Source organism: Halomonas sp. LBP4, assembly GCF_003202205.1.
Lineage (GTDB): Bacteria > Pseudomonadota > Gammaproteobacteria > Pseudomonadales > Halomonadaceae > Halomonas > Halomonas flagellata.
On record NZ_PDOG01000004.1, the window covers coordinates 297,566 to 320,034 of the forward strand.

General features: G+C 67.5%; 22 protein-coding genes. 7 read left to right on the forward strand and 15 right to left on the reverse strand.

All coding sequences use genetic code 11. The annotated features are described in order from the left end of the window. Positions 1–16: 16 nt before the first annotated feature. From flgK to flgB, 10 genes are all read right to left on the reverse strand, one after another. The gene (gene flgK / locus CR157_RS14785; protein WP_110284292.1) at positions 17–1,705 is read right to left on the reverse strand and encodes a flagellar hook-associated protein FlgK; all 1,689 of its coding nucleotides are present in this window, start codon (positions 1,703–1,705) and stop codon (positions 17–19) included. 83 nt (positions 1,706–1,788) lie between these two features. Next, positions 1,789–2,913 carry a flagellar assembly peptidoglycan hydrolase FlgJ gene (gene flgJ / locus CR157_RS14790; RefSeq protein ID WP_110284293.1) on the reverse strand — a complete coding sequence of 375 codons (1,125 nt, stop codon included), beginning with the start codon at positions 2,911–2,913 and terminating at the stop codon, positions 1,789–1,791. Then, positions 2,913–4,049, reverse strand: coding sequence for a flagellar basal body P-ring protein FlgI (locus tag CR157_RS14795; protein WP_110284294.1), 1,137 nt, complete (start codon positions 4,047–4,049; stop codon positions 2,913–2,915). Before CR157_RS14795 ends, flgJ begins: the two co-directional genes overlap by 1 nt. An 11-nt stretch (positions 4,050–4,060) precedes the next feature. Next, entirely contained in the window at positions 4,061–4,744 is a 684-nt protein-coding gene (locus tag CR157_RS14800; RefSeq protein WP_110284295.1) for a flagellar basal body L-ring protein FlgH, read from the reverse strand. A 25-nt stretch (positions 4,745–4,769) separates the two neighbouring features. Next, complete coding sequence (gene flgG, locus CR157_RS14805; protein ID WP_110284296.1) at positions 4,770–5,552, reverse strand: flagellar basal-body rod protein FlgG; 783 nt, start codon at positions 5,550–5,552, stop codon at positions 4,770–4,772. 28 nt (positions 5,553–5,580) lie between these two features. Beyond that, positions 5,581–6,336, reverse strand: coding sequence for a flagellar basal body rod protein FlgF (locus CR157_RS14810; protein WP_110284297.1), 756 nt, complete (start codon positions 6,334–6,336; stop codon positions 5,581–5,583). A 24-nt stretch (positions 6,337–6,360) separates the two neighbouring features. Then, the gene (gene flgE, locus CR157_RS14815; protein ID WP_110284298.1) at positions 6,361–7,617 is read right to left on the reverse strand and encodes a flagellar hook protein FlgE; all 1,257 of its coding nucleotides are present in this window, start codon (positions 7,615–7,617) and stop codon (positions 6,361–6,363) included. A 62-nt stretch (positions 7,618–7,679) separates the two neighbouring features. Continuing rightward, a complete protein-coding gene (gene flgD / locus CR157_RS14820; protein ID WP_110284299.1) occupies positions 7,680–8,372 on the reverse strand; it encodes a flagellar hook assembly protein FlgD in 693 nt (230 codons plus the stop codon). 5 nt (positions 8,373–8,377) lie between these two features. Then, a complete protein-coding gene (flgC, locus tag CR157_RS14825; protein WP_110284300.1) occupies positions 8,378–8,782 on the reverse strand; it encodes a flagellar basal body rod protein FlgC in 405 nt (134 codons plus the stop codon). 12 nt (positions 8,783–8,794) lie between these two features. Continuing rightward, complete coding sequence (flgB, locus tag CR157_RS14830; RefSeq protein ID WP_110284301.1) at positions 8,795–9,208, reverse strand: flagellar basal body rod protein FlgB; 414 nt, start codon at positions 9,206–9,208, stop codon at positions 8,795–8,797. A 168-nt stretch (positions 9,209–9,376) separates the two neighbouring features. On the opposite strand from flgB, the gene flgA reads away from it, so the two are divergent. The 3 genes from flgA (at position 9,377) to CR157_RS14845 (ending at position 10,966) form a co-directional block, all read left to right on the forward strand. Then, positions 9,377–10,090 carry a flagellar basal body P-ring formation chaperone FlgA gene (gene flgA, locus CR157_RS14835; protein WP_110284302.1) on the forward strand — a complete coding sequence of 238 codons (714 nt, stop codon included), beginning with the start codon at positions 9,377–9,379 and terminating at the stop codon, positions 10,088–10,090. A gap of 142 nt (positions 10,091–10,232) precedes the next feature. Further along, positions 10,233–10,520: a flagellar biosynthesis anti-sigma factor FlgM gene (gene flgM, locus CR157_RS14840; RefSeq protein ID WP_110284303.1), complete on the forward strand. Its 288-nt coding sequence runs from the start codon at positions 10,233–10,235 to the stop codon at positions 10,518–10,520. Continuing rightward, positions 10,517–10,966 (forward strand): flagella synthesis protein FlgN, encoded by a 450-nt coding sequence (locus CR157_RS14845; protein WP_110284304.1) that lies wholly within the window; start codon positions 10,517–10,519, stop codon positions 10,964–10,966. The genes flgM and CR157_RS14845 overlap by 4 nt, the downstream gene beginning before the upstream one ends. Before the next feature lie 47 nt (positions 10,967–11,013). Here the strand turns inward: CR157_RS14845 and CR157_RS14850 are convergent, their stop codons facing one another. The 5 genes from CR157_RS14850 to CR157_RS14870 all read right to left on the reverse strand — a co-directional run bounded on the left by CR157_RS14850 (position 11,014) and on the right by CR157_RS14870 (position 18,129). After that, positions 11,014–12,708, reverse strand: a complete 1,695-nt coding sequence (locus CR157_RS14850; RefSeq protein ID WP_110284305.1) for an EAL domain-containing protein — start codon at positions 12,706–12,708, stop codon at positions 11,014–11,016. A gap of 175 nt (positions 12,709–12,883) precedes the next feature. Beyond that, complete coding sequence (ahpF, locus tag CR157_RS14855; RefSeq protein ID WP_110284306.1) at positions 12,884–14,440, reverse strand: alkyl hydroperoxide reductase subunit F; 1,557 nt, start codon at positions 14,438–14,440, stop codon at positions 12,884–12,886. Between the two features lie 322 nt (positions 14,441–14,762). Then, entirely contained in the window at positions 14,763–15,326 is a 564-nt protein-coding gene (ahpC, locus tag CR157_RS14860; protein WP_110284307.1) for an alkyl hydroperoxide reductase subunit C, read from the reverse strand. 405 nt (positions 15,327–15,731) lie between these two features. Continuing rightward, positions 15,732–17,057 (reverse strand): four-carbon acid sugar kinase family protein, encoded by a 1,326-nt coding sequence (locus CR157_RS14865; protein ID WP_110284308.1) that lies wholly within the window; start codon positions 17,055–17,057, stop codon positions 15,732–15,734. 25 nt (positions 17,058–17,082) lie between these two features. Next, a complete protein-coding gene (locus CR157_RS14870; protein ID WP_110284309.1) occupies positions 17,083–18,129 on the reverse strand; it encodes a LacI family DNA-binding transcriptional regulator in 1,047 nt (348 codons plus the stop codon). Between the two features lie 136 nt (positions 18,130–18,265). On the opposite strand from CR157_RS14870, the gene CR157_RS14875 reads away from it, so the two are divergent. From CR157_RS14875 to CR157_RS14890, 4 genes are all read left to right on the forward strand, one after another. Further along, entirely contained in the window at positions 18,266–19,555 is a 1,290-nt protein-coding gene (locus CR157_RS14875) for a ribulose-bisphosphate carboxylase large subunit family protein (protein WP_110284310.1), read from the forward strand. Between the two features lie 49 nt (positions 19,556–19,604). Beyond that, entirely contained in the window at positions 19,605–20,579 is a 975-nt protein-coding gene (locus CR157_RS14880) for a TRAP transporter substrate-binding protein (RefSeq protein ID WP_110284311.1), read from the forward strand. A gap of 75 nt (positions 20,580–20,654) precedes the next feature. After that, positions 20,655–21,170: a TRAP transporter small permease gene (locus tag CR157_RS14885; RefSeq protein WP_258364185.1), complete on the forward strand. Its 516-nt coding sequence runs from the start codon at positions 20,655–20,657 to the stop codon at positions 21,168–21,170. Between the two features lie 2 nt (positions 21,171–21,172). Then, on the forward strand, positions 21,173–22,465 hold the full coding sequence (locus CR157_RS14890) for a TRAP transporter large permease (RefSeq protein WP_110284312.1): 1,293 nt from the start codon (positions 21,173–21,175) through the stop codon (positions 22,463–22,465). Positions 22,466–22,469: the final 4 nt, after the last annotated feature.

Here is a 22,469-nt window from a genome sequence, read left to right on the forward strand (position 1 = left end):
TGTGACTCCCTCAGGATCAGTTGCGCAGGCCGAGGATGGTGTCGAACACCGTGGAGGCGGTGTCGATCACCCGGGCATTGGCGGAATAGAACTGCTGGTAACGCAGCAGGTTGGCGGCCTCCTCGTCGAGGTTGACCCCGGACTCGGACTGCTGAACGGCCTCGAGCTGGTCGGTCAGGCCCTGGCGCGCCTCGAGGTTGACCTGCACGATATTGGTCCGATTGCCGACGTCGCTGACCATGCCGGCATAGGCCTGGCTCAGCGAGGCCCGGCCACTCACCAGCAGCTCGTCCTGCAGGCCCTGAAGCGCCAGGGCATTGCGGTTGTCGCCGGTGCCGGTGAAGACCCAGTCCGCCGGATCATCGTCGGGATTGGCCGGCTGGGCCGCGGCGATCTTGTCCAGGTCGCGGATATTGCTCTGCATGTCGGCCGCGGCGCGGCGAGTCGGCTGGATCTCGAAGCGGTCGTTGACCAGCAGGTTGGCCGCATCGTCGAAGGTCAGCACCACACCACCGAAGCTCAGCTCACCCTCGGCCGGATCGAAACTCACCTCGTCGGCATCCAGGGCCTGGCCATTGTCCTGGCGGATCACCTGGAAGTCCTCGGGAGCCCCTGCCGGCGCATTGACCACACGCACCGTATAGTCGGTGGCCCGCAGCCGATCGATATTCCCCGTATCGAAGCGGGTGGCGCCGATCTCCGCCGTGCCGCCATTGCGATCATGGGAGTAGGCGCGCGGCGTACCGATGGAGAAGACGTCGCCGCCCTGCTCGCCGTTGAGGTCCATGCCCCTGGCATGCTGCTCGTTGACCCCCACCGCCAGCGACACCGCCAGCTGGCCGATCTGGCTCTGGGTCTTGTCCAGGGTCTCGGCACGGAAGTCCATCAGCCCGCCCAGGGTGCCGCCCTTGACGGTGCTCTCCGGCAGGGCGACCAGGTTGCCGCCCGAGTCGCGATAGCCGAGCACGGTGCGCTGCGGATCGCCGGGGGCGTCCATGGCCTCGAGGCGGTAGTGGTCGGTGCCGGACACCAGCGGCTGGCCATTGGGCAGGCTGATGTTGTAGGTCTTGCCGTCCTGGACGTTGAGGCGCACGTCCATGCGCTCGCTGAGTTCGTGCACCAGTTGGTCGCGCTGGTTGAGCAGGCCATTGGGCGCCTCGCCCTGACGGGCACGCGCCAGGGCGATCTCGCGGTTGAGGGTGGTGAGCTGCTCGGTGGTGTTGTTGATTTGGGTGACCTCGTCGGCGATCCGGCCGTTGAGGCCCGCCTGCATGTCCTGCAGGTAGCCGTCGAAGGCGCGGAACTGGGCGGTCAGGGTGTCGGCGGTGCCGAGCACGCCCTGACGGGCCGCCGGGTCGGAGGGGGTGCCGGCCAGGTCTTCCAGCGCCGAGAAGAAGTTCTGCATCAGCGGCGCCAGCCCGGCCTCGCGGTCGGCCAGCAGGCTGTCGATCTGGCTGACCTGGCCCTGGTAGGCGGCCAGCGCACTGGAGCTGCTGGTGGCCGCATTCAGCTGGTCGGCCACGTAACGGTTGAACTGACGCTGGATGTCGTTGACCCGCACCCCACCGTCGGCACGGCTCTCCCCCAGGAGCACCAGTTCCCGGTTGTAGCCCGGCGTATAGACGTTGCTGATGTTGTTGCTGGTGGTGTTCAGGGCGTTCTGGGCGGCGTTGAGGCCGCTGAGCCCGATGGAAAAGATGCTCATGCTGTCGTGTCCTTAGGCCAATGCTTCCCTTATCGGCCATGCCGGGAGGAACTTGAGGCCACCGCCGCGCCTCTCGACCGGGCTCAATAGCTGAAGAAGACCAGCGACTCGCCGCCGCGGGGCTCCACCGCCTCCAGGGTGTCCATCACCGCGATCAGCTTGTCGGCGTAGGCCGGATCGGTGGCATAGCCACCGGCCTGCAGTTCCCGCGCCGCCTGCTCGGCATCGGGCGCGGCGGTCACCCGGGCGTAGCGCGGGTTGTCGCCGATCAGCCGGGCATGGTCGGTGAAGGCCGCCTCGAAGGAGTCGTAGACGCGGAAGCTGTCGATGACCTTCGTGCGCCGGCCATCCAGATACTCGTGGGTGGTGACCTCGGTGGTGGGTCCCTGCCAGCCGCTGCCGGCCTTGATGCCGAACAGGTTGTGGCTGTTGCCGCCCTCGCGGGTGGCGATCTCGTGGCGCCCCCAGCCGGTCTCCAGCGCCGCCTGGGCGAGGATCAGCTCGGCCGGCACGCCGGTGGTGCGACTGGCCGCCCGGGCCGGGCCGGAAAGCCGGTCGAGGAAGGCCTGCACATGGTCGGGCGCTGCGCCGTCGCTGCCGCCGGCACGGGTCGCCTGGCCTGTGGCCGTGACGGCGTCGCGGTCGGCCGCGGCGGCCCGCTCGCCGGCCGGCACCGCGGCCAGCCGCTCCATAAAGCCGGCGGAGGCCGTCTCGAGCTCGTCCAGGAAGCTCTCCGGCCTGGCGATCGCCTCGGCCACCCGGGCCTTCTCGGCGGCCTCGACCGGCTCGGGCTCGTCATCGGCCGCCTGGGGGCGCAGGGCGTCCCGCAGTGGTCGCGGCGCACCACGGGGGATGCCGGCGATCAAGTCGTCGATATCGCTGCCCTGCTGTTGCCGCGCCGGCACCATGCCGCTGCCCTCGAGCTGGGCCACCAGGCTGTCGGCCAGGCCGATGCCCCGGGTCGCCATGGTCTGGGACCATTGCTGGTCGAGCAGCGACTGGTAGAACGCGGTCTGCTTGCTGTCGATCAGCCCGGTGGTGGGCACGGCGTCGCGCATGCTCTTGAGCATCATCTGGATGAACAGCGCCTCGAACTGCTGGGCGGCGCCCCGCACGCCCGCCGACGGGTCCTGGCGGGCGCTGTGCTTGAGCCGCTGCAGGCCCTGCATGTCGAGGGCGAACCGGCTGCCGACGTCCTCCATGCCCATCACAGGACCTCCAGGTCGGCACGCAGGGAGCCGGCGGCCTTGAGCGCCTCGAGGATCGCCATCAGGTCGTCGGGCGTGGCGCCGAGCGCATTCAGGGCGTTGACCACATCGACCAGGTCGGCGCCCTCCACCACCCGCAGGTAGGCGTCCTGCTGCTGGATCTCGATGTCGCTGTCGGGAATCACCACCGTCGCGCCCTCGCTGAAGGGCGCCGGCTGGCTGACGCCGAAGCGGGTGTCGATGACGATGGAGAGGTTGCCGTGGGCCACCGCGGCGCGATGCAGGGTGACGGCGCTGTTCATCACCACCGAGCCGGTGCGCGAGTTGAACACCACCCTGGCCGGCGCCTCGGTGGGCGTGACCCGGATGTTCTCCACCCGGGCCATGAAGTTGACCCGCGAATTGTCGTTGGCCGGCCCGTCCAGGGCGATCACCCGGCCGTTGCGTGCCGCCGCCACCGGACGGCCGAATTCGCTGTTGATGGCGCTCACCACGCGCTGGGCGGTGCCGAAGTCGGCCTCCTTGAGCTCCAGCTCGAGCAGGCCGCCGTTGGCCCCCAGGTCCACCGGCACCTCGCGCTCGACCATGGCACCGCCGGCGATGCGCCCACCGGCCTGCTGGTTGATCTGCACGCTGCTGCCGCCAGCCTCGGCCCCCGCACCGGCCACCACCAGGTTGCCCTGGGCGATGGCGTAGGTGTCACTGTCGGCGCCCTTCAGCGGGGTCATCAGCAGGGTACCGCCGCGCAGGCTGCGGGCGTTGCCCACCGAGGAGACGTTGACGTCGAGCCGCTGGCCGGGCCGCGAGAAGGGCGGGAGGTCGGCGGTGACCATCACCGCCGCCACGTTGCGCAGCTGCATGTTGGTGCCCGGCGGCACGGTGATGCCGAGCTGGGAGAGCATGTTGGTCAGGCTCTGGCCGGTGAAGGGCGCCTGCATGGTCTGGTCGCCGGTGCCGTCGAGCCCCACCACCAGGCCGTAGCCCACCAGGACGTTGTCGCGCACGCCGGCGAAGTTGGCCAGCTCGCGGATCCGCTCGGCCTGGGCCGGCAGCGCCAGCAGGGCGGCCAGCAGCAGGATGAGCAGCCGCGTAACGAGGAGGGAGGAAGCGGTCTTGATGGCTCTACTCGTGCTCATGCTGACCCCGGTCAGAAAGGCGAGACATTGAGGAAGAAGCGTTGCAGCCAGCCCAGGTGCTGCGCCTCGTTGATGTAGCCGTCGCCCACATACTCGATGCGCGCATCGGCCACCAAGGTGGAGGGCACGGTGTTCTGGCCGGTAATGGTGCGCGGGTCGACCACCCCGGAGAAGCGGATGAATTCCGCCCCCTGGTTGATGGCGATCTGCTTCTCGCCGCGCACCCGCAGGTTGCCGTTGTGCATCACTTCGAGCACCGAGACGGTGATGGTGCCGGTGAAGCTGTTGTTGGCCTCGGAACCACCGCCGCCGATGAAGTCGCTGGCCCCGTCGAGGTCGAAGCCGAACTCGGCGAGCCGCTCCATGGCGTCGGGCAGATCGGCGAAGGAGAGACTGGCCGAGCCGTTGCGGTTCATGTTCGACCGCGAGTTCTTGCTGGCGCTGACCTGCTCGTCGAGCACGATGGTCAGGATTTCACCGGCCATGTGTGGGCGACGATCCTCGAACAGTGGCTGGTAGCCACGCTGGGCCTGATAGATCGAGCCGTTGGCCAGCGATGCCGGGCGATCGGGGATGGCGATCTGCTCCTGCTCGCCGACCACCGAGGCCCGCGGAATCTGGGCGCAGCCGCCCAGTATCAGCATGGCCAGCGCCAGCAGCAGCGTCGCCGGACGCAGGGGAATCCACCGTCTCATCACACTCTCTCCCGGCCGGGCGGCCTTACAGCTGCGCCAGGCGTGCCAGCATCTCGTCGCTGGTCTGCACCGCCTTGCTGTTGATCTCGTAGGCCCGCTGGGTCTGGATCATGCTGACCATCTCCTCCACCACATTGACGTTGGAGGTCTCCGCGTACTCATGGAACAACCGCCCCGCGCCGTTCATGCCCGGCATGGTCTCGTTGCGCGGGCCCGAGGAGGTGGTCTCCCGGTAGAGGTTGCCGCCGATGCTCTCGAGACCGGTGGGGTTGACGAAGGTGGAGATGGAGATCTGCCCCACCTCCAGCGACTGGGTGGTGCCCGGCTGGGTCACCGAGACGATGCCATCCTCGCCGACCGACACCGAGAGGGCGTTGTCGGGAATGATGATCGCCGGCTCCAGCGGGTAGCCGTTGGCGGTGACCATCTGGCCGTTCTCGTCGAGCTGGAAGCTGCCGTCGCGGGTGTAGGCGGTGGAGCCGTCGGGCATCAGCACCTGGAAGAAGCCGTTGCCGTTGATCGCCAGGTCGCGGGAGTTGCCGGTGTGCTCGAGCCCGCCCTGGGTATGCAGCCGCTCGGTGGCCACCGGGCGCACGCCGGTGCCGACCTGCATGCCGGACGGCAGGCGGTTCTGCACGTCGTTCTGGGCACCGGGCTGGCGCAGGTTCTGGTAGAGCAGGTCCTCGAACACCGCCCGCGAGCGCTTGAAGCCGTTGGTGCTGACGTTGGCCAGGTTGTTGGAGATGACGTCCAGCTTGACCTGCTGGGATTCCAGGCCGGTCTTGGCCGTCCAGAGTGACTTGATCATGTCGGGATTTCCTCGTGCCGGGGGCGCATCAGCCCTGGATCGACAACAGGTGGTTGGCGCGCTGGGCGTTCTCGTCGGCGGTGCCGATGACTTTCATCTGCATCTCGTAGCGGCGGGCCACGTCGATCATCGACACCATGGCCTCGATGGCGCTGACGTTGCTGCCCTCCAGGGCGCCACTGGCGACCCTGGCATTCTCGTCGGCGGGCAGCGCCGCCACGTCGCCTTCCGGTCCCGGTGCCGGGCGGAACAGGCCATCCTCGCCGCGCAGCAGCGACTCGTCGGGAGTGACCAGCTTCAGGCGACCGACATCCACCAGGGCGTCAGGATCCTCGCCGGGGCCGATGGCGCTGAGGGTGCCGTCGGCGCCCACCGAGACGCTCGAGCCCAGCGGCACGATGATCGGTCCGCCCTCGCCGATCACCGGGCGTCCGGCGATCATCAGCAGGCCATCGCCGTCCACCTGCAGGTCGCCACGGCGGGTGTAGGCCTCGCCGCCATCCGGCGCCTGCACGGCGATCCAGGCATTGCCCTCGAGCGCCACGTCGAGCTCGCGACCGGTGGTGGTCATCGGCCCGGGGGTGAAGTCGCTCCCCGGGGTCGAGGCCACCACCGAAGTCCGGGTGGCCAGCGCCGCCTCGCCCTGCACCGGCACCGCGCGCATGGCGTGCAGCTGGGCACGGAAGCCGGCGGTGTCGACGTTGGCCAGGTTGTGGCTGACCACCGACTGCTGGTCCATGCTCTGCTTGGCGCCGCTCATGGCGGTGTAGAGAATACGATCCATGGTTCAGGCTCCCGGTCAGACGCCTCAGCGCAGGTTGATGGCGGTCTGCAGGACCTCGTCCTCGGTCTTGATGGTCTGGGAATTGGCCTGGTAGGCGCGTTGGGTAACGATCATGTCGACCAGTTCCCTGGCCATGTCGACGTTGGAGGTCTCGATGGCATTCGACTCGATCAAACCCAGCAGCCCGCTACCCGGCGCGCCGACCAGCTCCTGCCCGGAAGCGGCGGACGCGGTCCAGGCGTTGTCGCCCGCCGGTTTCAGCCCTTCGGGGTTGCGGAAGGAGGCCAGGGCGATCTGGCCGGCCGGGCGCGACTGCTCGTTGGCGTAGTTGCGCATGATGGTGCCGTCGCCCTGGATGGTGATCCCCACCAGCGCCCCGGAGGTGTAGCCGTTCTGGGTCAGGGAACTGGTGGTGGACTCATTGCCGAACTGGGTGGAGCCGGCCAGATCGAGGTCGAACTCCAGGTCTTCAGGATCCCCCCCCATGGAAGCGGAGTTGAACAGGATTTGCGGGATATTGCCTGGCACGGCAGCGCCCCCGCTATCGGTTATTGCATCCAAGGTACCGTTCTGGTTGAACGCGACGGTAAAGTCATTGGCCTGGGTTTCGTCATAAGCGCCATCCATCACCACCTTGGCATCCCAGGTATTGGAGCCGGTCTTTTCGTAATAGACGGCGATATTGCGCGGATTGCCCAGCGAATCGAAGGTGGTGAAGTTATTGGAATAGTGGTAGTCCAGCGTCTGGGTACCACCACCTAGCTCATTGACCTCCACTTGGCTGAGTTCGTCCCCCACTACCTCGCGGGAATCGAGGTTGAGGGTCGTCGCCACGTCGGTGGTGGCACTCGCCGGCATCTCATCAGCCGAGACATTCAACACCCGGGGCTGGCCGCCGGTCTGCACCTCGCCGGCGGCGTTCAGGCCGTAGCCCATGATGCGCGCGCCGGTGGCGCTCTCGAGAAAACCATCCGGCGTCATGCTGAGCTGGCCGTTGCGCGAATAGACGATCTCGCCGCCCTGCTCGAAGCGATAGAATCCCTGGCCGCTGATCGCCAGATCGAGCTCGCGGTTGGTGGCCTCGATATTGCCTGCGTTGAAGTTCTGCAACGTGGCCGAAACACGCGTGCCTAGACCAACCCTGGAGCTGGCGAAGACATCGGCGAATTGCGAATTGGAGGCCTTGAAGCCAACGGTCTGCGAGTTGGCGATGTTGTTGCCCAACACGCCCAGTTTCGACGCCGCGGCATTCAGGCCGCTGAGTGCTTGTGAAAAGCCCATGTCTGGTTCCTCTGCCTACTGGCTTGACTTGGTGGTGGTGCAGTTGCGATGGCGGATGCGAATCACAGGATCTGCCTGACCTGGTCGAGGGCGACCTGGCCATAGACGGCGCCCAGGTCGAGACGCACGCCGCCGTCGTCATCGGACGGCGTCACCCCACTGACCACGGCAAAGTTGAGGGTCTCGACGTCCAGGCTGTCGTCACCCCGGGTGGCCTCGATGCCGACCCGGTAGGCGCCCGGCACGGCGGATTCGCCCTCGCTGGTCTTGCCGTCCCAGCTGAACGACTCCACCCCGGCCTTGGCCGGGCCGATGTCGTAGCGGTTGATCACCTGACCATCGGCATTGGTGATGGTCACCTGGACGTTGTCGGCGGATTCCCCGAGCTCGATGCCGAAGGGCGTGGTATGCACCTGCCCTTCGGCATCGGTCTCGAGCAGGACCCGGTCGCCCGGCACCAGCACGCCCTGGCCGATCAGCGCCGTGGCCTGGAGGGTCTGGCCGGCATCGATCTGGCTGGTGATGCCGCTCAGGGTCTCGTTGAGCTCCTCGATCCCGCTGACGGTATTGACCTGGGCCAGCTGGGAGGTCATCTCGCTGTTCTCCATGGGATTCAGCGGGTCCTGGTTCTGCAGCTGGGTGATCAGCAGGGTCATGAAGTTGTCGCGCAGCTCGGCCGACTGGCTGGCATCCACGCTGCCGGAGGCGCCGGCATTCATGCGGCCGATGACACTGGAATCGATGGTGGTGGTCATGGCGGTCAGCCCTCGCCCAGGGTCAGGGTCTTCAGCATCATCTGCTTGCTGGTGTTCATGACCTCGACGTTGGCCTGGTAGGAACGCGAGGCGGAGATCATGTTGACCATCTCGTGCACCGGCTCGACATTGGGCATGGCCACGTAGCCCTCGTCATCGGCGAGCGGGTGCTCGGGGCGGTACTCCATGCGCATCGGCGAGGGATCCTCGACCACCTCGCGTACCCCGACGCCACCGATCCCCTGGGCGGCGGCACGGCTCTCGAACATCACCTGCTTGGCGCGGTAGGCCTCCCCGTCCGGCCCGGCCACGCTGTCGGCGTTGGCCAGGTTGCTGGCGGTGACGTTCATGCGCTGCGACTGGGCGCTCATCGCCGAGCCGGCGATATCGAACACGGAAAACATCGACATGGGTGAGGCTCCTTATTCGGGCTGCATGGCCGTCTTGAGGCCCTGGATGCGGCTGTTGAGGATGGTCAGGCCGGCCTGGTAGCGCACCGCATTGTCGGCGAACTGGGTGCGCTCGCGATCCATGTCCACGGTGTTGCCGTCGAGGCTGGGCTGGTCGGGCACGCGGTAGAGCAGGCCGCCGCTGGCCGGGGCGATCCCCTGGCCGGCGATGTGCCCCTCGGCGGTGCGGGAGAGCGCCAGCCCCTTGCCGCCGCTGCGCCCATGCTCCACGGCCTTCTTCAGCTCGCTGGCGAAGTCCATGTCTCGCGCCTTGTAGCCCGGCGTGTCGGCGTTGGCGATGTTGCTGGCCAGCACCTTGTGGCGCTGCTGGCGCAGCCCCAGGGCCTGCTGATGGACGTTGAAGGCGGCTTCGAGCTGATCGATCACGACGGCGCTCCCCCTGAATACGGAATTCGTTGACGATGGAGAATAGCCAGCCCGGCGTCATCCCAAAGGAACGAACAGTCCCGCTTTCCGCGTCCATTTCGACTCTTTCGCTTTCGTCCGCCCCGCTAGAATGCTCCTAGCGTCCCATCCGACCCTCGCGAGCGCGCCATGCCCGATGCTTCTTCCCACCGCCCAAGCCCCCTCTCCACGAGGCTCCTCGGCACCTGCCTGGCGCTGGCGTGGCTGTTCGTGCCTCAGCCGACCCTGGCGGGCGATGCCCTGATGACCGGAGTGCATGCCTTCCTCTATGAGCAGGCGCAGGGGCATGGCGAGGAAGTGGTCATCGAGGTGCGTCCGCCGTCCGCCCACCTGCCGCCCTGCGAGGCGCCGCAGCCGTTCCTGACCCATGCCTCCCGGCCGGTGCTCGGCCGGGTGTCGGTGGGCGTGCGCTGCGGCGAGGAAGGCCGCCAGGTGCGCTACCTGCAGGCGGAAGTGGGCGTGATCGGCGACTATCCGGTCGCGGCACGCGACATCGCGCCGGGCACCACGATCACCGACGAGCTGCTGGAGACCCGCCGCGGCGACCTGAGCCGACTGCCGCGCCAGGCGGTAGTCGACGAGGCGGAAGTCCTCGGCCAGGTCGCCCAGCGCCGGCTGGCCAGCGGCTCGCCTCTGCAGGCCCACCAGTTCCAGGCCCGGCCACTGGTCGAACGCGGCCAGCAGGTGACGGTCGAAGCGCAGGGAGCGAGTTTTCGCGTGACCCGCGAAGGCGAGGCCCTGGAGCCCGGGGGGGAAGGCGAGCGAGTGAGGGTGCGCTTTGCCAACCGCGACCTGATCACCGCCACGGTCGTCGGTGACGCCCGGCTCGCCGTGGACTTCTGAGTTCCTAGCCATATAGCGTCGGCAGGCCTAAAGTTTCCGTCGAGACGGCCGATAGTCCGGTCAAGCACCCAGACACTCACGTCCTGGACTCACTCTCTGGACTCACTTTCTGGACAAAGGCACCGGTCACGAGGCAACCATCTTGAAGATCGACAACCAGAACCCGCTGATCCGCCCCGGCCAGCCCCAGCCGCGCGACGAGCCCCAGAAGGTCAGGAGCGCAAGCCAGGCGAGCGGCCAGGATGCCGGTCCGGCGGCGGCGACCCACCTGAACCGGCATGCGGCCGACGGCAGCCAGGACATCGACACCGCGCGGGTCGAGGAGATTCGCGAGGCGATCCGCGAGGGGCGCCTCGAGATCCGCGCCGACCGGATCGCCGACGGCCTGATCGCCAATGTGCGCGAGATGCTGGGGAAAGACGAGGCATGAGCCTGGCGCGGCTGCTGAACGACCAGCAGGGACGCCTCGCGGCCCTCGTCACCCTGCTCGAGGAGGAGCTCGAGGCGCTGACCGCCGGGCAGATCGACGGCAGCCGGCTCGAGCGGATCGCCACGGAGAAACAGGCCTTGCTGGCCGAGCTCGAGGGCATGGAGCAGCTGCGCCGCCAGGTGCAGCGGCGCCTGGGCTACCGCGACGGCCACGAGGGCGCCCGGGCAGCCGCCCGGGATGCCGATTGCCTGGCGGGCTGGGAGGCCACCCTGGGCGCGACCGAGCGGGCCGACCGCCTCAATCGCCTGGCCGGCCAGCTGCTGGGCATGCGCCTGGCGCACAACCAGCGCATGCTCGACTTCATCCATGAGGTGTCGGAAAAGACCCTCTACGACCCCCGCGGTCGCACCGGCCGCCAGCCCGGGCGCCTCAACGCCTCGGCCTGACCGCCCCGCTCCTCCGACCACTCATCCTCGGCCGGCGGCACGCCCCGTCACTGCTGTGAAGTTGCGTGCCAGGCCGCCAGTTCGGCGACGCCCAGCGGCGGCGAGAACAGATTGCCCTGCACCAGCGCGAAGCCCAGCCCGCGAACCGCTTCCAGCTGAGCGTGGGTCTCCACCCCCACCACCACGGTCCGCAGCCCCAGTGCCGCCAGGCACGGCGCCAGCGCCGCCAGGGCACGATCGGCATTGGGGCCGCGGCCGACCCCGCTGACCAGCCGCCGACTGACCTTGGCCCGCGTGACCGGCAGCGCCGAGAGCTGGAGCAGGTCGAGGGGGTCGCAACCCAGCTCGTCGGCTACCAGGGCGACGCCCAACTGCTCGAGCCGCTTGAGCAGGTGGGCATGTGCCTTGCCCCTGGCCGCCAGGCCGGCGCCCTCGATCTCCAGCGAGAGCCAGGCGAGATCCTCCGCCTGCTGGCGCAGGAAGTGATCCAGGGGGCGGCTGTCGAAGACCGACTGCTCCAGCATCGCCGCATCGAGGTTCACCGACATCCCGAGGGTCGCCAGCGCCGAGCCCTCCTCCTGCCACTGCCGATGCTGGAGGATGACCCGCTCCAGCACCCAGCGATCCAACCGGATCAGTTGGCCCATCTCGGCGACCTCGGGCAGGAAGTCTCGCGGATCCAGCAGGCCGCAGCGAGGGTGCTGCCAGCGCACCAGCGCCTCGAGTCCCCGGCAGGTTCCATCGATGGAATCGACCTGGGGCTGGTAGACGATATGGAAGTGCTTGCTCGGCGACAGCAAGGCCTCCTGAAGCTGGCGACGGACGGCCTCCTGCTCCTCGAGGCGGCGCCGCAGACGGGCATCGACGAAGTCGTGGCGACCGTGCCCCGCCTTGCCGGCCCGGGATAGCGCCTCCTGGGCCCGCTTCATCAGTTCCTCCTCACTCTCGCCGTCCTCGGGGTAGCGGGCGATGCCGATGGAGGTGGTCAGCAGCAGCGGCCGGCCGGCGGCATCGAAGGGGGCATCCATCGCCTCGAGGAAGCGCTGGGCGGTGGTCTGGAGACCCAGCACAGAGACCGGATGCTCGATCAGTACCCCCCAGCGCGCCCTGCCCAGCAACGCCACGCTGTCCTCGCTGCGGAATGTCCGCTCGAGGCGACGAGCCACCTGGCGCTCCAGTTCCCGGGCGACCGCCGGCCCGACGCGCCCGGGCAGCGTCTGGTGGTCATCGAGCTCGATCAACAGCAGGGCGAGCCCCTGGTCGAGGCGGTCGGCCCGCTCCATGGCGTGGATCAGGCGATCCCGGAAGAGCCAGGCGCTGGCCAGGCCGGTGAGGGCATGTTGGCCGGGCACCGCGGCCATGACCTCGTCCAGCGCCACCAGGGTCAGCAATCTCGAATTCCCTTCGTCGACCGGCTGCACGGCGACCAGCAGCTCCCGGGAAACGCCCGCGGGGGCGTCGCGCCCGAGGGAATGCCATGTCGGCACCACGTCATCGGCCTCGTCGGCCGCCAGTGCCTCGGCCACCGGCAGCAGCTCGGCCACCGGCCGCCCGCGGGCGGCCCGCAGCGGCAGGCCGGCCAGGGCGCAGAACCGCGAGTTGGCGGCCTGGAGCAGGCCACGCCCATCGACCACGGCCAGGCCCACCGGCGCCCGTTCGAAGGCCAGTGCCGACTGCCCCGCCGGATGCGCCGTCACGCGCCGGCCGGGAGAGAATGAAGGGGGTCCCGATGGCGGCTCCATGGTGGTCTCCTGAAACGGCTGGACTTGTCCTAACTATACCTAGATTGGCTCCGATACTGAAAACTGGACTGTAAATTTCATCTCTTGATGACTCGGCCCGGTCCACGAACGCAAGCGCCCCCGCCGGCGTGGCCGGCGGGGGCCTGGCTGCCCCGGGGCAGCGGATCGGTACGTGTCAGCTTCGAATGAGATGGTCGAAGGCGCCCAGCGCGGCCCTGGAGCCCTCGCCCATGGCGATGACGATCTGCTTGTAGGGCACGGTGGTGACGTCGCCGGCGGCGAAGACGCCCGGTATCGAGGTCATGCCGCGCTCGTCGGTGATGATCTCGCCGCGCCCGGAGAGCTCCACCGGGGAGCCCTCGAGCCACTCGGTGTTGGGCACCAGGCCGATCTGCACGAAGACGCCCTCCAGGTCGATCGTCCTCGCCTCGCCCGTGGCCCGCTCTTCAAAGATCAGGCCGTTGACCCGGGTGCCGTCGCCCTTGACCTCGGTGGTCTTCGCCCCCTTGATCACGGTGACGTTGGGCAGGCTGGCCAGCTTCTTCTGCAGCACCGCATCGGCACGCAGCTCGTCCATGAACTCGATCAGGGTGACCTCGGCGACCAGGCCGGCCAGGTCGATGGCCGCCTCGACGCCGGAGTTGCCGCCCCCGATCACCGCCACGCGCTTGCCCTTGAACAGCGGACCGTCGCAGTGCGGGCAGTAGGCCACGCCGCGGTTGCGGTACTCCTCCTCGCCGGGCACGCCCATCTGGCGCCAGCGGGCACCGGTGGCCAGGATCAGCGTCCTGCTCTTGAGGCTGGCGCCGGAGGCGAACCGCACCTCATGCTCGCCGCCGGGCCGGGCGGCCGGGACCAGCTCGACGGCCCGCTGCAGGTTCATGATGTCGACGTCGTACTGCTTGACGTGCTCCTCCAGGGCCGCGGCCAGCTTGGGCCCTTCGGTCTCCTGCACGGAGATGAAGTTCTCGATCGCCAGGGTGTCGAGCACCTGGCCGCCGAAGCGCTCGGCGGCGACCCCCGTGCGGATGCCCTTGCGGGCGGCGTAGATGGCCGACGCGGCGCCGGCGGGGCCGCCGCCCACCACCAGCACGTCGAAGGCGTCCTTGTCGCTGAGCCTGACCGCCTCGCGCTCGGCGGCACCGGTATCGACCTTGGCCAGGATCTGCTCGAGGCTCATGCGCCCCTGGTCGAAGGGCTCGCCGTTGAGGTAGAGGCTCGGCACCGACATCACCTGGCGCTCTTCCACCTCATCCTGGAACAAGGCGCCGTCGATGGCGACGTGGTGGACGCCGGGGTTGAGGATCGCCATCAGGTTCAGCGCCTGCACCACGTCCGGGCAGTTCTGGCAGGAGAGCGAGAAGTAGGTCTCGAAGCGCAGCTCGCCCTCGAGGCCCTTGATCTGGTCGATCACCTCTCGGCTCGCCTTGGGCGGATGACCGCCGACCTGCAGCAGCGCCAGCACCAGGGAGGTGAACTCGTGGCCCATGGGGAGGCCGGCGAAGACTAGGCCGGTATCTTCCTCCGGGCGATTGAGGGCGAAGGAGGGCTTGCGGGCGTCCTCGCCGTCGGTACGCAGGGTGATCTTGTCGCACAGGCCGGCGATATCGGTCAGCAGACCATGCAGTTCCTGTGACTTGGCGCCATCATCGAGGGAGGCGACGATCTCGAATGGCTGCGTGACCTTTTCCAGATAGCCTTTGAGCTGGCTTTTCAGATTGTCGTCCAACATGACAGCGGGTTCCTTCATGTTCGGGTGTCAGGCGTCACGACCCGCCCATGACGACGACCGCGGGGGTGTCGCGCAAACGGCATCGGGACTCGAAAGGGGTACCCGGGCGGGATCCACCCGGGTAAGGACGGGCGAGGCCGGGGGACGGCCTCGCTTTGATTCTACGTAGGAAACAGCTGATTCATGTCGCGAGCGAAGAGAGGTTGGCCGCCGCCGGAGCGCAGAAACCGGAGCCTATGCGGTACTAGGTGAGGATTTCGAGCACCGCCGGTGGCCATCCCTTCACAAAAGAACTCGAGCGCAGCAATGAATCAGCGTTTCCTTAGATCTTGCCGACCAGGTCCAGGGACGGCGCCAGCGTGGCTTCGCCTTCCTGCCACTTGGCGGGGCAGACTTCGTTCGGGTTGGCGGCCACGTACTGGGCGGCCTTGACCTTGCGCAGCAGCTCCTCGGCGTTGCGGCCGATGTTGCCGGCGTTGATCTCGACGATCTGGATCTTGCCTTCCGGATCGATCACGAAGGTGCCACGCTCGGCCAGGCCGGCGTCCTCGATCAGCACCTCGAAGTTACGCGAGATGGCCAGGGTCGGGTCGGCCAGCATCGGGTACTGGATCTTGTTGATGGTCTCGGAGCTGTCGTGCCACGCCTTGTGGGTGAAGTGGGTGTCGGTGGAGACGCCGTAGATCTCGACGCCCAGCTTCTTGAACTCCTCGTAGTTGTCTGCCAGGTCACCCAGCTCGGTGGGGCAGACGAAGGTGAAGTCGGCCGGATAGAAGAAGAAGATGTTCCACTTGCCCTTCAGGCTCTCTTCGGTGACGTCGATGAACTCGCCATTGTGGAACGCGGTGGCTTTGAACGGCTTGACTTCGGTGTTGATCAGGGACATCCGTGGATAACTCCTTGATGGGTGGGTGGTGAATCTGGATACAGGGGCCATGGTACCCCTTGTCGGCCGATTGGCTAAATTGAATGGCGACATGGGGGCGATAGGAGGCGCCTATGCTGCCATTACCTGGCAAAAGCCGACACACACGGGCCTCGCACGCATCGTGGTACCCTGGAGATGCATGGGCCGGGATTCTCGACTTTCGTGGAGGGCTCGAAGCTATCAGCAGGTAGCGCAGAAATCCAGACCCGCGCCTCGAGAAACCAAGCGACACCGCAACCCGACGGAGGCAAGGAAAACACCCAGCGTGACCGGCTGGTGCACAATATCGTCAGCCACCACAAGGGCGTCAGGTCAGCCTCTCGTGTCATTCACGGGGAGTGGCGTCTCGCAAGCGAGAGCTATTCAGTGCCCCTGTGTGCCGCGTTTCACCCGCGTAAAGAAATCCTTGCCGCCGATCTGACCGCCCTTGAGCACCACCTCCAGCCCGTCGATCGGCGAACCGGTGGCGACCAGGCGACACAGGTGGCCGCCCTGGGCCTCGTCGAAGGCCACCAGCTCCAGTGCCTCGGCGCCGACTTGGCGCATGGCATGGCTCGAGGTATCGCCACCGGCGAAGACCACCCGGTGAAGGTCGCCGGCATCCCGCACCTCGCGGGTCAGGCGAGCGAAGACCTCGCCCACGGCCGTCGCCAGACGCTCGGTGGAGAGGTCGGCGACCACATCTGCCTCACCGCGCGAGGTCGCCACGGCGACATCACGGCCCTCGCCGAACAGCGCCGCCACCTGGCCGGCCAACCGCCTGGCCAGGCCCGGTGCATCGCGTAGGGCCTCCTCGGGCGGCAGCGACAGGATCGCCCCGCCCCGGGACTCGAAGTGCGCCAACTGGCCGCGGGTCTGCGGCGAACAACTGCCGGACAGCACCAGCAGCCGGGCCACGCCGGGGTAGGTGGTCGGCAACGGCTGCCGCTCCGCCGTATCGCGGGTCACCACGCGCCCCACGGCATCGGCCAGCCCCTGGGCGGCCACCGCCAGCGTGGGTCGCCGGTCGGCCAGGCGCAGGATCAACTCGGCGGCATGCTGCAGTTCGGCCTGGTCGGTGGCGTCGAGGACCGCGAAGCGCTCCGCCTCGGCGGCTGACCACAACGCCTGCCAGCCACCGTCCGGCGCACGATAGTCGAGCAGCGTCACCGCCGCCGCCGGAATGGCTGTCTGGGCCGCCAGGTGCCGGCGCAGGTCCGCCTCGGTCATCGGCGTCGAGGGGTGGTGGGCCATGGCCGGGTTCTGGTCGAGCCGGCAGATCTCGCCCTGGTAGCGCGTGAACAGGTGGGAGAACGCCGTGAATCGCCCGAAGGCCGGGGTGGCGGGCAGCACCGGCAGGGCACAGCCTGGCCAGCGCCGCCTGGCCAGTTCCATGACATGGCCAATGCTGCCCACCGTCGGCGACGAATCGAAGGTCGAACACACCTTGAACTGCTTGATCCGGGGATCCAGCGCTTCGATCAGCGCCAGGGCCGGCTCGACCTCTCGGGTCATCGCCGCCGGGGCCAGGCCCCGGGCCGTTCCCGCCAGCCCCACCACATCGAGTTCGGGAGCCATCTCCAGGATGGTGTCGCGGTTGGCGCTGGAGAAGAACAGCCGGCCACGCAGGCCATGGCGGCCGAACTGCGCCAGGTTCTCCGTCGAGCCGGTGAAATCGTCGCCATAGAAAGCCGCCAGTAGTCGCTGCATGGTCTCGCCTCCTTCGGGCACGGGTTCAGGTGCTCTCGCGCACGGTCAGTTCATAGCCGATGTCGACCCGCGGCAAGGCGGGCGACCGGCCCTCCAGGCGGGCCAGCAACAGCTTGGCCGCTTCGACGCCCATCTCGAAGCGTGGCACCGTCACGGTGGTCAGGCGAGGGGTCAGGTGCTCCCCCAGTGACAGGCCCAGATAGCCGCCGATGGCGATATCCTCCGGCACCCGCATCCCGCGCCGATTGGCTTCCAGGATCGCCCCGGCGGCCAGGTTGTCGTTGGCGAAGTGCAGCGCCTCGAGATCGGGACGCGCCTCCAGCGCCTCGAGGAACAGCTGCCGGCCCACTTCATACGAGGAGGGCTCGTCTTGCTGGAACAGCAGCTCGCTCTCCACCCCGGCCTCCAGTAGTACCCGGCGATGCCCCTCGTAACGCTGCCTGGCCCGATAGTCGCGTGCCATGCCGGTGCCCAGGAAGGCGATGCGCCGATAGCCCCGCTCCAACAGGTGCAGCGCCATGCAGGCCCCTACCTCGGCGTTATCCACACCCACGTTCATGTCGATGCTGGCATCGCCGAGCTCCATGATCTCGACCACCGGGCGCCCCCAGGCCTTCAGGCGACGCACGGTGCTCTCGTGATGCCGCAGCCCGGTCAGGATCACCCCGGAGGGCGAGTAGCCCAGCACCGAGTCAAGCAACGCTGACTCACGGTCCAGGTCGAAATCGGACGAGCCCAGCAGCACCTGGTAGCCGGCGGCTTCCAGGGTCTGCTGGATGCCGTGGATCACCTCGATGAAGGTCAGGATCGACAGCGACGGCACCACCACCGGAATCACCCGGGTGCCCGCCGAGGCCAGCCCGCCGGCGATCAGGTTCGGCACATAGCCCAGCGTCTCCACCGCCTGGTCGATGCGTTCGCGCAGGCGGGCCGAGACCTTCTCCGGGGTGTTCAGAGCGCGCGACACCGTGATCGGGGCGACCCCCGCCTGTTTGGCCACGTCCTCGATGGTCACGCGGTTGTCGCCGCGATGACGGCGCCGTTCCCGAACGCCCGCCTTGTCGATCGCCATGCCCACGTCCTCATCCAGCCGGGTTGCGTTCCTTTCAGTCTATCCTAGAATGAAAAATATGGTAGCGCTACCAAATAACCCGTGCTAGCTTTCTAACCACAACAACAGACCGGCTTCACCCGGCAGGAGCACACCAATGGCATCACCCCAGGCCCGACCTGGCCTGCCCAGGATCCGCGCCAGCTATCGCATCGAGACGCCGCTCGACCCCGAGCGCGCCGCCGCGGCCATGGCCGGCGAGCAGTCCTCCGGCACCTTCCTCAAGCTCGCCGGTGAGACCGATGCATTGCGTGAACGCCACGCTGCGCGGGTCGAGTCGGTGGCCCTCCTCGCCACCGTGGACACGCCATCCCTGCCCGGTTCGCTGACTGGCGATGCCTATCATCGGGCCAATGTCACCCTGTCCTGGCCGCAGGAGAACATCGGCGCCAGCCTGCCCAATCTGCTCGCCACGGTGCTGGGCAACCTCACCGAGCTGCGCGAACTCTCCGGCATCCGGCTGACGGACGTCGAGCTGCCGCGCGACTTCATCGAGGCCTTCCCGGGGCCGCAGTTCTCCATCGCCGGCACGCGGCGCCTCGCCGGGGTCGACCACGGCCCGCTGATCGGCACCATCATCAAGCCCAGCGTGGGCCTGTCGCCCGAGGAAACGGCGGACCTGGTCCGCCAACTGATCGAGGCGGGCATCGACTTCATCAAGGACGACGAGCTGATCGCCGATCCCCCCTACTCGCCGCTGGCCGAGCGTGTCCCGGCGGTCATGCGGGTCATCGAGGAGCACGCCCAGCGCACCGGGCGCAAGCCGATGTATGCCTTCAACATCACCGGTGATATCGACGAGATGCGCCGGCGCCACGACTTGGTTCGGGCCCATGGCGGCACCTGCGTCATGGCCAGCGTCAACTGGATCGGCATGGCCTCGCTGGTGGCGCTGCGTCGTCACGCGGAGCTGCCGATCCATGGCCATCGCAACGGCTGGGGCCTGTTCTATCGCCATCCGCAAATCGGCATCGACTATCGCGCCTACCAGGCCCTGCTGCGCCTGGCGGGGGCCGACCATCTGCACGTCAACGGGCTGGGCAGCAAGTTCGCCGAGGCCGATGCCTCGGTAATCGACTCGGCCCGCGCCTGCCTCACCCCGTTGCTCGAGGCACCGGGCCGGGACGACCGCGCCTTGCCGGTGTTCTCCTCGGCGCAGACGGTCCACCAGGCGCCCCCTACCTTCGCGGCGCTGAAGTCGACCGACCTCATCTTCACGTGCGGGGGCGGCATCATGGGCCATCCCGACGGGGTGGCCGCCGGCTGCCGCAGCCTTCGCGCCGCCTGGGAGGCCACCGCCAGCGGTGTGACCCTGGAAGACCATGCCAGACAGGAACCCGACCTCGCCGTCGCGTTGCGGGCCTATCAAAGCCCGTTTTCAGGATGAAGAAGCAACGACACGCCACCCAAGCTCGAACCGCACAGGGGTACTCAAGATGAAGACAATAACAGCAAGCGGCATCGTCCTCGCCGGCCTCGCCTCCCTCGCCACCGCGGCGAATGCCTCGGCCGCGGAGCTGGCCATCGCCATCCACGTCGAGCCCTCGCACGCCATGTTCAAGGTCGGCGAGCGGCTCAAGGAAAGCATCGAGGAGCAGACCAACGGCGAGTTCTCGATCACCCTGCTGGGCACCGAGGTGGGTGGCGAACGCGACCACCTCGAGGGTGCCAGCTACGGCGAATACGACATCGCCCTGGGGGGCTCGATGCCCATGACGCTGTATGCCGAGGAGTTCTCCGCCGCCGATCTACCGTTCGTCTACGGCTCCAGCGGGGAGGCCAGGGAAGTCTACGAAGGGGAAACCGGCGAGCTACTCAACGAGCAGTTGGTTACCAATGGCAACATGCGCCTGGTCGGGCTTTCCGCGCGCAACCCGCGCAACCTGACCTCCAACTTCGCGGTCGAGGCACCGGAGGACGTCGAGGGCGTACGCATGCGCGTTCCCGAGATCGCCCCCTGGCTCCAGATCTGGGAGGAGATCGGCGCCCTGCCCAGCCCCATCGCCTGGCCCGAGGTCTACACCTCGCTGCAGACCGGGGTGATCGAGATGCAGGAAAACCCGGTCGACCTGATCCATGCCGGCAAGATCTACGAGGTGCAGAGCCACATCAATCGCACCGAGCACGTCTACTCCTTCTTCCACTGGCTGATGAACGAGGACTTCTACCAGGGGCTGTCCGACGACGATCGCGAGATCATCCTCGGCGCCATCGAGGAGGCCACCACCTGGGGTAACGAGATGGTCGCCGATGGCCAGGCCGACCTCTACCAGCAGCTCCAGGAACTCGGCATGACGGTCGTCGAGCCGGACGTGGCCGCCTTCCGCAGTGCCGCCGAGCCCGCCATCCGCGACATCGCCGAAAGCTATCACCCCGCGGTACGCGACTACGTCCTGTCACTGGTCGAATGAACGGCAGGGCGATCCGCCGCCACCGGCGGATCGCCCCCTCCTCACCACTGCGAACCACATCCCTCGGAGGCGCCCGTGAAAACCGCGGAACGCATTACCCGTGCCCTCGACCTGTTCTGGCGATTGCTGACCGGTGTCGTCATGACCGCCTTCGCCCTGATGCTGGCCATCATGGCCATCCAGGTCATCTCGCGCTACGCCCTGGGCATTGCGGTGTCCTGGACCGACGAGGCCTCGCGCTACCTGTTCCTGGCCGAGATCTTCCTGGGCTCCGTGCTCGCCTTGCGTTACCAGGAGCACATTCGCATCACCATCGTCACCGACATCATGAGTCCGTCCCTTCGCAACATCGCCGCCAGTGTGGCGGACGTGATCTGCGTGCTGGTGCTGCTGATGCTGGTGGTCGGCGCCTGGAACATGATGGACCGCACGGCCGGCATCATGGCCAGCACCTTCCAGATGAGCTTTTCCTATATCTACCTCATCCAGCTGATTTCCGCGCTGCTGATGATCGGGCTGCTGCTCGACGACCTCTACCAGCGCATCGTCGTCAGCCGCCGGCCCTCCACCGAAAACGGCAGGAGTGATTGACCATGGAAGTTTTCGTCATCATGTTCGTCGGCTTGATCATCCTGCTGATGATCGGCGTTCCCGTGGCCTTCGCCATGATCGCCTCCTCGGCCCTGGTACTGGGCTATACCCGCGGCTTCGATGCCATCCCCATGGAGATGATCTCCCAGCGTACGCTCTACGGGGTCAACAGCTTCACCCTGCTGGCCATCCCCGCCTTCCTGCTCATCGGGCGGCTGATGAACAGTGCCGGCATCTCGGACCGCGTGTTCGACGTCGCCCGCACCATGGTCGGCCACCTCAAGGGCGGCCTGGGCCACGTCAACATCGTCGCCAGCATGCTGTTCGCCGGGATGTCGGGCTCGGCGGTCGCCGATGCCGGGGGGCTCGGCGCGCTCGAGATCAAGGCCATGGAGGACGACGGCTACCCGACCGGCTTCAGCGCCGCGGTCACCGCCAGCTCGGCGACCATCGGCCCGATCATTCCGCCCAGCATCCCCGCGGTCATCTACGGGGCCCTGGCCAATGCCTCGATTGCCGCAATCTTCCTGGCCTCCATCATTCCCGGGCTGTTCATGGGGCTGGGCCTGATGGTGATGGTCGCCATCATCTCCCATCGCCGCGGCTTCCCCACCCGAGCCAGGGCGCGCCTGAGCGAATTCACCCTCGCCATCACGCGAGGCCTGCTGCCGATGCTGACACCCCTGATCATCATCGTGGGCATCCTGTCGGGCGTGTTCACCCCCACCGAGGCCTCAGTGGTCGCGCTGCTCTACTGCATGATCATCTCGTTTCTGGTCTACCGCTCGATCAGCTTCCGGGAATTCCTGGAGATCCTGCGCGCCACCGCCATCGACACCGCGGCCCTGCTGTTCATCATCGCCGGCAGTGCCCTGTACAGCTGGGTGTTGGCACGCTACCAGGTCACCGCCCTGGTGGCGGACTTCCTGCTCGCGACCATCACCGACCCGCTGGCACTGCTGCTGCTACTCGCGCTTTTCATCCTGCTGATCGGGCTGTTCATCGATTCGGTACCGGCACTGTTCCTGCTGACGCCGCTGTTGGTGCCGGTGGTGGTGCAATACGGTATCGATCCCGTGCATTTCGGCGTGGTGATGATCTTCACCCTGATGATCGGGTTGATCACGCCGCCGGTCGGCACCGTGCTGTTCACGATACAGAAGATCACCGGCATGTCCTTTGCGGGCCTGGTGCGGGAAACCATGCCGTTCTATATCCCGCTGTTCGTGGTACTGCTGATCATCATCTGTTTTCCGGCAATCGTCATGTTCCTGCCCGACCTGGTACTCAACTAGGGCA